The following is an 11,888-nucleotide window of genomic DNA, read 5'->3' as shown; positions in this document are numbered from 1 at the left end:
CCCTCGGGCAGCTCGAGCTCACCCTCGGCGGCCTCCACGGCCAGCATCGCGCCGCCCGACGGCAGCGCATCCATCAGCCGACCACGCGCCGAGACAAGACGGCATGCGTCGTCCAGGGACAGCACTCCGGCCACATGCGCGGCAGCAAGCTCACCGATCGAATGACCCACCAGCACGTCCGGGACCACGCCCCAGGACTCCACCAGCCGGAACAACGCCACCTCGACCGCGAACAGAGCAGGCTGCGTGTACGCCGTACGCGCCAGCAGCTCCGCATCCTCCCCGAACACGACGTCCCGCAGAGGCAGTTCGAGGTCCACCCGCGTACACACCGCGTCGAACGCGTCCGCGAACACCGGGAACGCCTCATACAGCTCACGCCCCATACCGGCGTACTGCGCACCCTGACCACTGAACAGGAAGGCGGTCAGCCCCGGCCGCACGGCCCCGGTGAGCACACCGGTGCCGGCCGTGCCCTCCTCGATGGAGCGCAGGCCCGCCTGGACGGCTTCCAGGTCCGAGGCAAGGACGACGGCGCGGTGCTCGTGGGACTGGCGGGTCGCGCCGAGGGAGTAGGCGAGATCGACGAGTTCGGCGGGGGCGGCAGCGTTCTCCCGCGCTTCGTCCAGGAAGACGCGCAGCCGCGCCGCTTGCGCGGACAGGGCCTGCGCGGTACGCCCGGAGACCGGCAGCGGGACCACGCCGGGGCCGGTGCGGCGCGGGGTGGCCGGTGCCGTCGCGGCGGGGGGCGCCTCCTCCAGGATCACGTGGGCGTTGGTGCCGCTGATGCCGAAGGACGAGACGGCCGCCCGGCGCGGGCGCTCGCCCGGCTCCCAGGGGCGCTGGTCGGTGAGCAGTTCGATGCTGCCGGCCGACCAGTCCACGTGCGGGGTGGGCACGTCGGCGTGGAGCGTACGGGGCAGCGTGCCGTGGCCCAGCGCCAGCACCATCTTGATGACGCTGGCGATACCGGCGGCGGACTGGGTGTGCCCGATGTTGGACTTCAGCGAGCCGAGCCAGAGCGGCTGGGCGCGGTCGCGGCCGTACGTCGCCAGCAGCGCCTGTGCCTCGATCGGGTCGCCCAGCGCGGTGCCGGTGCCGTGGGCCTCGACCACGTCTATCTGGTCGGGGGTGAGGCGCGCGTTGGCGAGGGCGGCGCGGATGACGCGCTCCTGGGCGGGGCCGCTGGGGGCGGTGAGGCCGTTGGAGGCGCCGTCCTGGTTGACGGCGGAGCCGCGGACCACGGCGAGCACCGGGTGACCGGCGGCCCGCGCGTCCGCGAGCCTCTCCACCAGGATCATCGCGACGCCCTCGGCCATGCCCATGCCGTCGGCGTCGGCGGAGAACGCCTTGCACCGGCCGTCGGAGGCGAGGCCGCTCTGGCGGCTGAACTCGTGGAAGCCGACCGGGTGGGGCATGACCGTGACGCCACCGACGAAGGCGAGGGAGCAGTCGCCGTTGCGGATCGCCTGCATGGCCAGGTGCAGGGCGCTCAGCGACGAGGAGCACGCGGTGTCCACGCTGACCGCGGGCCCCTCCAGGCCCATCGTGTAGGCGATGCGTCCGGAGAGTACGGACGTGGCGGCGCCGGTGAGCTGGTAGCCCTCGGTGCCGGCCAGGCCGGCCTGCATGCCGTTGCCGTAGCCCTGTCCGTTCGTGCCGACGAAGACGCCGGTACGGCTGCCGCGCAGCGTGCCGGGGTGGATTCCCGCCCGCTCCATCGTCTCCCAGGCCGCCTCCAGGATCAGCCGCTGCTGCGGGTCCATGGCCAGCGCCTCGCGCGGGTTGATGCCGAAGAACGCGGGGTCGAACATGCTCGCTTCGTGCAGAAAGCCGCCTTGGGAGGCCGTGGCCTCGGCGACGCCGTCGGCCGCCGCCAGGGGCGTGTCGTCCCAGCCCCGGTCGTCGGGAAAGGGCGTGACGCCGTCCCCGCCGGCGGCGAGCAGCCGCCACAGGTCGTCGGGCGAGCGCACGCCTCCGGGGAGGGTGCAGGCCATCGCGACGACGGCCATGGGCTCCGGGTCCCGGGCGCCGGCCTCGCGCAGTTGCCTGCGGGTGTCGTGCAGTTCGGCGATCACCCGGCCCAGGTAGTCGCGGAGTTTGCGCTCGGTGGGGCTCGTGGCGGCTTCGTCGTTCATCGTGTTCTCCTGAGGGCCCTCGGGGCGGCGGCGTTCACTTGAGTCCCAGGTCCCTCTCCACCAGGGCGAACAGTTCGTCGTTCGTGGCATTGCCGAGCCGGTCGGCCAGTGCGGCCGCGTCGACGGATCCGTCGCCGTCGGCCGTGGCGTCGGCGGACGCGGCGGTATCGGGCCCGTTGCGGGTCCGGGACAGCAGCGACTCCAGTCGCATCACGATCCGGACCCGGTCGAGGTCGTCGTCCGCGCGGCGGGCGAGCGCCGCTTCCAGCAGGTCGAGTTCGTCCGCCGACGGCAGGGCGTCGGCGTCCTCGGGTGCTTCCGGCAGCAGCAGGCCGCCCAGGTGCTCCGCCAGCGCGACGGGTGTCGGCTGGTCGAAGACGAGGGTGGCGGGCAGGGCCAGTCCGGTCGCGGCGGTCAGCCGGTCGCGCAGGGCGACGGCGGTGAGCGAGTCGATGCCGAGGTCGCGGAAGGTGCGTTCGGGCTCGATCTCCTCGGCTCCGGTGTGGCCGAGCGCGACGGCGGCGTGTGTCCGTACCAGCTCCACCACGGCGCGCCCGCGTTCGACGGCGGACAGCGTGGCCAGCCGGGCACGCAGCCCTTCCTCGTCGCCGGTCGTGCCGTCCGTCGCGTCCTCGTCCGGCCGGCCCGTCGTCAGCGCGCGCACCTCGGGCAGGTCGGCGAGGAGCGGGCTGGGGCGCAGCGCGGTGAAGGAGGGCACGAATCCCGCCCAGTCCACGTCGGCCGCGGCCACCGCCGGTTCTGGCGCGTCCAGTGCCTGGCGCAGCGCGACCATGGCGGGGCCGGGCCGCAGCAGGGGGATGCCGCGGCGCTGCATCAGCTCGGCGGCGCCGGCCTCGACCATGCCGCCGCCGTCCCACGGTCCCCAGGCGACGGAGCGGACGTGAGCGCCTTCGTGGCCGCGGAGTTCGGCGAGCGTGTCGAGGTAGGCGTTGGCCGCGGCGTACGCACCGTGGCTTCCGACACCCCACACGGCAGAGACGGACGAGAAGTGGACGACGGCGTCGAGGGCCGCCGGGTCGAGCAGTTCGTCGAGGTGCCGGGCGCCGGCCGCCTTGCCGCCCATCAGGCGGGCCAGGTCCGCGACGCCGGTGTCGGCGAGGGGTGCGAGCTCCCCCAGGCCGGCGGTGTGCATGACGGTCCGGACGGTGACGCCGTCGGCGGCCAGCTCCGCGAGGGTGCGGGCGACCTCGGCGCGGTCCTGGAGGTCGCAGGCACGGACGGTGACGCGGGCGCCGAGTGCGGTGAGTTCGGCGGCGAGGTCGCTCGCGCCGGGGGCCTCGGGTCCGCGCCGGCTGAGCAGGACGAGGTGTTCGGCTCCCTCGGTGGCAAGCCAGCGGGCGACGTGGCCGCCGATGGCTCCGGTGCCGCCGGTGATGAGGGCGGTGCCGGTGGGCCGCCATCCGGTGCCGGGCGGTACGGGGGTGGTCTCGGCGTGTCGCAGCCGCCGTCCGTAGGTGCCGCGGGCGCGCAGGGCCATCTGGTCCTCGCCGTCCGTGCGGGTCAGGGCGGCCGCGAGCCGGGCGGCCAGGCGCGGTTCGCCGTCCAGGCCGTGGGCGGGCAGGTCGATCAGGCCGCCCCAGTGGCTGGGGTGTTCCAGGGCGGCGACCCTGCCGAGGCCCCAGGCGGCGGCCTGGTCGGGGCTGACGGGCGCCTCGTCGTCGCCGGTGCCGACGGCGCCCGCGGTGAGCGTCCACAGCGGGCCGGGATCGGTGTCGAGGGCGGCGTGCAGCAGGTGGAGGGTCGCGGCCAGTCCGGCGGTGAGGGCCGGGTGGCGGGTGCAGGGTGCCTCGTCCAGGGCGAGCAGGGAGACCACGCCGCGCAGCCGTTCGCCGGGGGCGACGTGGTCGCGGAGCAGGTCCGCGAGTTCGGCCGCGTCGGTGTCGGCGGGGTCGACGAGGAGGACGTCGGTCTCGCCTTGGCGTTCGGTGAGGGCGGCGCGGCAGGCTTCGGCCGTGGCGGCGGCGGAGTCGGGGGCCACCAGCAGCCAGCGCCCGGAGCAGGAGGGCGCGGGCTGTTCCTCCAGGGCGTTCCAGGTGACGCGGTACCGCCAGGCGGCGACGGTCTCCTGCTCACGGGTGTCGCGGTGCCAGGCGGACAGTGCGGGCAGCAGGGGTGCGAGGTCTGCCGCGTCCAGGCCCGCCGTGGTGGCCACGGCCTTGGCGTCCCCGTCGTCGACGGCCGCCCAGAAGCGGGACTCGGCCGGTGAGGCGGTGGCCGCCGGGGCGGTGGCCGGGTCGGCGCCGCGCGCCTTGGGCCAGTACCGGGTGCGCTGGAAGGGGTAGGTGGGCAGGTCGGTGAGGTGGGCACCGGGCCAGGGCTCCAGTGCCGTGCGCCAGTCCACCGGCGCGCCCAGGACGTGGGCCTCGGCCAGGCTCGTCAGCAGTCGTTCGCGGCCGCCTCGGCCGCGGTGCAGGGTGCCCAGCGCGGCGACGGTGCGGCCCGCCTCGGCGGCGGTCTCCTGGATGGCGGCGGTGAGCACGGGGTGCGGGCCGACCTCGATCAGGAGGGTGTGTCCGTCGCGGAGCGCGGCGGTGGCGGCGCGGTCGAAGCGGGCGGTCTCACGGAGACCGGTGAACCAGTAGTCGGCGTCGGCGCCCGCGGTGTCGAACCGGTCGCCGGTGAGCGACGAGTAGAAGGGCACATCGGAGCTGCGCGGGGTGCCGGCCACGGCGGCCAGCGCGCCGGTGACGCCGGTGCGGACGGCCTCCATCTGCGCGGAGTGCGCGGCGTAGTCGAAGGGCAGCCACTGGCACCGTACGCCGTCGGCGGCGAGCTGGGCCTCCAGCTCAGCCAGGGCGACCGGCTCGCCGGAGACCACGGCCGAGCGGGGGCCGTTGACCAGGGCGAGGGATATCCGCCCGGCGTAAGGGGTCAGGCGCTCCTCGGCGCGGTCGGCGGGCAGCGCCACCGCCAGCATCCGGCCCTGGCCGGCGACCTGGGTGAGCGCCTTGGCCCGCAGGGCCACCACGGCGGCGCCGTCGGCCAGGGACAGCGCACCGGCGACGACGGCGGCGGCGATCTCGCCCTGGCTGTGGCCGATGACCGCGGACGGGGTGATGCCGTGCGCCCGCCACACCTCGGCGAGCGACACCATCACGGCCCACAGCAGCGGCTGGACGACGTCCACGCGCTCCAGGCCGGGGGCGCCGGGACGGCGGCGGAGCACGTCGGCGGGTACGAAGTCGACGTGCGGCGCGAGGGCGTGCGCGCACTCCTCGAACCGTGCCGCGAACACCGGTGACTCGTCGAGCAGTTCGGCCGCCATGCCCTCCCACTGGGTGCCCTGCCCGGGGAAGACGAACGCCACCTTGGGGGTGGTGTCACGGCCGGTGACGGCGGCCGGGTGGGGCCGGTCGGCGGCCATCGCGGCGAGCGCGTCGAGGAGTTGGTGTCCGTCCGTGCCGACGACCACGGCGCGGTGCTCCATGGGGGTGCGGGCGGTCGCCAGGGTGAACGCGGTGTCGGCGAGTCGCGTCCCGTCGTCCTCGGCCGCCCCTGGAGCGCCGCTCTCCGGCCGGCCGGCCAGGTGGGCGTGCAGGGCGGCGGCCTGGGCTCGCAGGGCCTTGGGGGTACGGGCGGAGAGCACCAGAGGGAGTGCGGTGTCGGGGGCGGAGGCGTCGAGGCTGGTGGCGGCGCCGTTGCCGGTGTCCTCGGGGTCGGTGGCCTTGGGCGCGGTGTCCTCGAGGGCGGGGGCCTCCAGGACGACGTGTGCGTTGGTGCCGCTGACGCCGAACGATGAGACGCCCGCGCGCCGCGGCCTGCCGGTGGCCGGCCAGGGGCGGGCCTCGGTGAGGAGCGCGATGTCCCCGGCGGACCAGTCCACCTTGGTGGTCGGCCGGTCCACGTGCAGGGTGCGGGGCAGCAGTCCGTGGCGCATCGCCAGAGTCATCTTGATGATGCCGGCGATTCCGGCGGCGGCCTGGGTGTGGCCGATGTTGGACTTCACGCTGCCGGTCCACAGTGGCTCGGCGCGGTCCTGTCCGTAGGCGGCGAGCAGTGCCTCCGCCTCGATCGGGTCGCCGAGCGCGGTGCCGGTGCCGTGTGCCTCGACGGCGTCCACGTCGGTGGGGGCGAGTCGGGCGGCGGCGAGCGCGGCTCGGATCACCCGCTGCTGGGCGGGGCCGCTGGGCGCGGACAGCCCGTTGGAGGCGCCGTCCTGGTTGATGGCGCTGCCGCGCAGCACGGCGAGGACCGGGTGGCCGTTGCGGCGGGCGTCGGAGAGACGCTCCAGCAGCAGCATGGCGGCGCCTTCGCCCCATCCGGTGCCGTCGGCGCTGTCGGCGAACGACTTGCAGCGGCCTTCGGGGGCGAGGCCCCCGAGGGTGCTGAACTCCGTGAACGGGCCGGGGGTGGTCATCACCGACACGCCGCCGGCCAGGGCCAGGGAGCATTCGCCGTCGCGCAGGGCGCGCAGGGCCAGGTGGACGGCGACCAGGCCGGAGGAGCAGGCCGTGTCGACGGTCACCGCGGGGCCTTCCAGGCCGAGGGTGTACGAGAGCCGGCCGGAGAGGACCGCGCCGGTGACGCCCGCGGTCAGGTGCCCCTCGACGTTCTCACCGGAGCCGAGCAGCAGGTAGCCGTAGTCCTGGCCGTTGCTGCCGACGAAGACGCCGGTGTCGCTGCCGTGCAGCGACCCGGGGGCGACCCCGGCCCGTTCGGCGGCCTCCCACGCGGTCTCCAGGAGCAGCCGCTGCTGCGGGTCCATGGCCAGCGCCTCGCGGGGCGAGATGCCGAACATGCCGGCGTCGAAGCCCGCCACGTCGTCGATGAAGCCGCCGAAGCTGGCCGCAGGGGTGTCGCCTGCCGCGTCGAGGAGCGCCCCGAGGTCCCAGCCCCGGTCGGTGGGGAAGGGGGTGACGGCGTCCTCGCCCCGGGCGATCAGCTGCCAGAAGTCCTCCGGGGTCCGTACGCCGCCGGGGAAGCGGCAGCCGATGCCGACCACGGCGACGGGGTCGTCGTCGGCCACCGGGGCCCGTACCGCGTGGGCCGACGGCGCCGGCGTGTCGTCGCCCAGACGGGCGGCGAGGTGCTCGCCGAGCGTGACGGGCCGGGAGTGGTCGAAGACCAGGCCCGCGGGAAGGGCCAGGCCGGTGCGGGCGGCCAGCCGGTCGCGCAGTTCGACGGCGGTGAGCGAGTCCACGCCCAGGTCGCGGAAGGCCGCACGGACGCCGACCGGTTCCACGGAGGGGTGCCCGAGCACGGCGGCGGTCTCCTCGCGGACCATCTCGATCAGGGGGGCGGAGCGGTCCTGAGCGGGCAGCTCGGCCAGTGTCCGGGCCCAGTCGGCGCGGACCGCCGCGGGTTCGGCGGCGGTGACGGCCGCCGTCTCGGCTGCTTCCGGGATCTCGCCGAAGAGGCGGGCGGGCCGGGAGACCTGGAAGGCGGAGGTGAAGCGCTGCCAGTCGACGTCGGCGACGACCAGGGTGGTCTCGTCGTGGTCGAGGGCGGTTGCCAGCGCGGTGGTGGCCAGCGCGGGCTCCATGGGCGGAAGGCCGCGCCGGGCGAGGTGCGCGCGGACGTCGTCGCTCGCGGCCATGCCGGCCTCGTCCCAGGGGCCCCAGGCGACCGAGGTGGCGGGCAGCCCGGCGGCGCGCCGGCGCTCGGCCAGGGCGTCCAGGTGGGCGTTGGCGGCGGCGTACGCGCTCTGTCCGCCGCTCCCCCACACGCCGGCGACGGAGGAGAAGAGCACGAGGCGTTCGACGCGGGTGGCGTCGGAGAGGAGTTCGTCGAGCACCTCGGCACCGCGCACCTTGGCGTCGAGCACGCCGGCGAACGTGTCGAGATCGGTGCTCTCCAGCGCCTCGGTGCCGGTCACGCCTGCGGCGTGCACGACCGCGCGCACGTCGTGCTCGGCGAGGATGGCCGCCATCGCCGTACGGTCGGTGACGTCGCAGGCGACGGCGGTGACCCGGGTGGCGGGCGCGAGTTCGGCGGCGAGGTCGGCCATGCCCGGCGCTTCCGGGCCGCGGCGTCCGGCCAGCACCACGTGGGCGGCGCCCCGTTCGGCGAGGAGCCGTGCGGTGCGGACGCCGAGTGCGCCGGTGCCGCCGGTGATGAGAACGGTGCCGGCCGGGTGCCAGGGGCCGGCGGGGCCGGTGCCGGCCGGGTCGGCGGCCGGGGCGGGCGCGACGCGCCGGGCGAAGGCGCCCGAGGGGCGCAGGGCGGTCTGGTCCTCGCCCGTCGAGCCGGTGAGGAGGGTCACCAGCAGGGCGGCCGATGTCTCGTCGAGGGCGTCGGGCAGGTCGATCAGTCCGCCCCAGCGGCCGGGGTGTTCGAGGGCCGCGACCCGTCCGAAGCCCCACAGCGCGGCCTGGCGGGGGCTGCCGACGTGCTCGGCGGAGCCGATGGCGACGGCGCCGCGGGTCAGTGCCCACAGCGGCGCGTCGATCCCGGCGTCGCCGGCGGCCTGGGTGAGCAGTACGGTCCCGGCCAGGCCCGCGGACAGCGCGGGGTGGGTGGCGGACGGGATGTCCTCGAGGCCGAGCAGCGACACCACGCCGGTGTACGGGCCGTCGGCGGCGGGCTTGATCAGGAGCTCGGCGAGTTCCCCGCGGTCGGTGTGTGTGAGGAGGCCGACGGGAAGTTCGGTGACCTGGGCGCCGGCGTCGCGCAGCGCGGCCGGTACCGCGGACACCAGGGGGTCGTGGCCGCGCTCCGCGGGCAGCACGGCAAGCCAGTGGCCGCCGGCCGTGACGGGGGTGAGGCCGGTGAGCGGCCGCCAGGTCACCCGGTAGCGCAGCGAGTCGGCGCGGACGCGGTTCCGGTTGTCCTGCCGCCAGCGGGTGAGGGCGGGCAGCAGCGGTTCGACGGCGGCCGGGTCGGACAGGCCCACCGTCTCGGCGAGCAGGCCGGCGTCGGACCGCTCGACGGCGTTCCAGAACCGCTCCGCCGCGGGATCGGCGGTGGCGCCGACCGGGTCGGCGGGGGCGGCGGTGCCGGGCTCGACCCAGTAACGGTCGCGGTGGAAGGCGTAGGTGGGGAGCGGCACCGGCCGCCCGCCCCAGCAGTCGAAGACGGCCCGCCAGTCGACGGCCGCGCCCGCCGTGTGGGCGGCGGCGAGGGCGGTGAGCAGGGTCTCCGGTTCGGGGCGTCCGGCGCGGAGCGTGGCCGCTACCGTCGGGCCGCCCGGCATCGCTCCCGGTGCGGGCAGGCTGTCGCGGGCGGCGGCGGCGAGGGTTCCGCCGGGGCCCAGCTCCAGGAAGACGCCGGCGCCGTGGTCATGGGTCCAGGACACCGCGTCGGCGAACCGTACGGTCTCGCGGACCTGCCGGACCCAGTAGCGCGGGTCGCACAGGCCGTCCGCGTTCACCGGACCGCCGGTCAGGGTGGAGACGACCGGCAGCGTCGGCGAGTGGTACGTCAACGACCGGGCGACGGCCGCGAAGTCGTCGAGCATCGGCTCCATCAGGTGGGAGTGGAACGCGTGGGAGACGGTGAGCCGCTTGGCCCGTACGCCCTGCGACCGCAGCCGCTCCTCCAGTGCGGCGATCGCGTCCGCGTCGCCCGAGACCGTCACCGAGGCGGGTCCGTTCACCGCCGCGACGTCCACCCCGTCGGGCAGCTCCAGCGCGCCCTCGGAGGTCTGTACCGCAAGCATCGCGCCGCCGCCCGGCAGTGCCTGCATGAGCCGGCCGCGGGCAGCGACGAGCGTGCAGGCGTCGTCGAGGGAGAGCACTCCGGCGACGTGGGCGGCGGCCAGTTCCCCGACGGAGTGGCCGACGAGGTGGTCGGGGGCCATCCCCCAGGACTCGAGGAGACGGAAGAGCGCCACCTCGAGCGCGAAGAGCCCGGCCTGGGCGTGGACCGTGCGGTCGAGCGCGCCACCGTCCTCGCCGTCGCCGTCGCCGTCGCCGAAGACGAGTTCCCGCAGGCCGGGGCCCGTGGCGGTGTCCAGGCGGGCGCAGACAGCGTCGAAGGCTTCGGCGAACACCGGGAAGGCGGAGTGGAGTTCGCGGCCCATTCCGGTGCGCTGGGAGCCCTGGCCCGTGAAGAGGTACACCAGGCGGGCGTCCCCGGTGGCCTCGCCGCGGACGAGGCCCGCCGGGCTGCGGCCCGCGGCCAGCGCGGAAAGGCCGGCAGCAAGCTCCGCGCGGTCGCCGGCCAGCACGACGGCGCGGTGCTCCAGCGGCGAACGGGTGGTGGCGAGCGTACGCCCGATGTCCAGCAGATCCAGGTCCGGCTGCGCGTCGAGGCCGGCGCCGAGACGCCGCGCCTGCTCGGCGAGCGCCTCGGCCGTGCGGCCGGAGACCGGGCAGGGCACCACGGCGGGGGCAACGGCGGCAGGGGAAGCGGCGGCCACGGCCGGGGCGGCGTCGGGGGAAGCAGCGTCGAGAGAAGCGGCGGGGACGGCGGCGCCGGGGTCGGGGGCCTCGCCGAGGATGATGTGGGCGTTGGTGCCGCTCAGCCCGAACGACGAGATGCCGGCGCGCCGCGGCCGCCCGGCCGGGGCCCACGGTCGTTCCTCGTCCAGCAGGCGTACGGCGCCCGTCGACCAGTCGATGTGCGGTGAGGGTTCTCCGGCGTGAAGGGTGCGGGGCAGCACGCCGTGGCGCAGCGCCTCGACCATCTTGATCAGCCCCGCCATGCCCGCGGCGGCCTGCGCATGACCGATGTTCGACTTCACCGAGCCGAGCCAGAGCGGTTCCTCCCGGCCCTGGCCGTACGTGCCGAGCAGCGCCTCCGCCTCGATCGGGTCGCCGAGCCGGGTGCCGGTGCCGTGCGCCTCGACGGCGTCCACCTCGGAGGGCAGGAGCCGGGCGTCGGCGAGCGCGGCGCGGATCACGGCGCGCTGGGCGCGGCCGTTGGGGGCGGTCAGCCCGTTGGTGGAGCCGTCGGAGTTGACGGCGGACCCGCACAGGACGGCGTGGACGTGGTGGCCGTTGGCGCGCGCGTCGGAGAGCCGCTCCAGCAGGACCACGCCCGCTCCCTCGGACCAGCCGGTGCCGTCGGCGCCCGCCCCGAACGACTTGCAGCGGCCGTCGGGCGCGAGGCCGCCGTGGCGCCCGAACTCGCCGAACATGCCGAGGTCGGCGAGGACCGCGACGCCTGCGGTGACGGCGAGGTCGCACTCACCGCTGTGCAGGGCGCGGGCGGCCTGGTGCACGGCGACGAGGGACGACGAGCAGGCGGTGTCCACGGTGAAGGCCGGGCCCTCGAACCCGAAGGTGTACGAGATCCGGCCGGACAGGACGCTGCCCGCCATGCCGGTCATCAGGTGGCCCTCGGAGCCCTCGGGCGGCCGTGCTCCCCCGCCGTAGCCGGAGGACCCGGCGCCGACGAACACCCCGGTCCGGGTGGCCCGCAGGGAGAGCGGCGGGATGCCCGCCCGCTCCAGCGCCTGCCACACGGTCTCCAGCAGCACACGCTGCTGGGGGTCCATGGTGAGCGCCTCGCGGGGGCTGATCCCGAACAGTGCGGCGTCGAAGCGGTCGGCGTCGTCGATGAAGCCGCCCTTGAGGGCGGGCAGCGCGTCGGTTCCGCCGGGCACGCCCCAGCCGCGGGCGGCGGGCAGGTCGCCGATGGCGTCCCGGCCCTCGCGGACGAGTTCCCACAGTCCTTCGGGGTCGTCGGCGCCGCCCGGGTAGCGGCAGGCCATGCCGACGACGGCGAGCGGCTCGCGCTCCCGGCCTTCGGCCTCGGCCAGCCGCTGCCGCGTCTCGGCGAGGTCGGCCGTGACGCGCTTGAGGTACTGGAGGAGTTTCTGATCGTCTGCCATGCCCGGTCCCTGCG

1 protein-coding gene and 1 pseudogene are annotated in these 11,888 nt (G+C 75.9%); both read right to left on the bottom strand.

Going from position 1 to position 11,888, the window contains the following annotated elements; all coding sequences use genetic code 11:
• A pseudogene (locus ACFY8U_RS35535) lies at positions 1-2,102 on the bottom strand (type I polyketide synthase); the annotation flags it as partial.
• 70 nt (positions 2,103-2,172) lie between these two features.
• Positions 2,173-11,874, bottom strand: coding sequence for a type I polyketide synthase (locus tag ACFY8U_RS35530; RefSeq protein ID WP_389576252.1), 9,702 nt, complete (start codon positions 11,872-11,874; stop codon positions 2,173-2,175).
• Between the last annotated feature and the right edge of the window lie 14 nt (positions 11,875-11,888).

The organism is Streptomyces sp. NPDC012508 (assembly GCF_042902595.1).
GTDB lineage: Bacteria > Actinomycetota > Actinomycetes > Streptomycetales > Streptomycetaceae > Streptomyces.
Note: the sequence above shows the minus strand (reverse complement) of the source record. Positions and strands in the feature narration are given on the sequence as shown.

Coding starts and splice junctions, on each gene's coding strand:
- ACFY8U_RS35530 (WP_389576252.1), bottom strand. CDS start 11,874: ATGGCAGACGATCAGAAACTCCTCCAGTACCTCAAGCGCGTCACGGCC.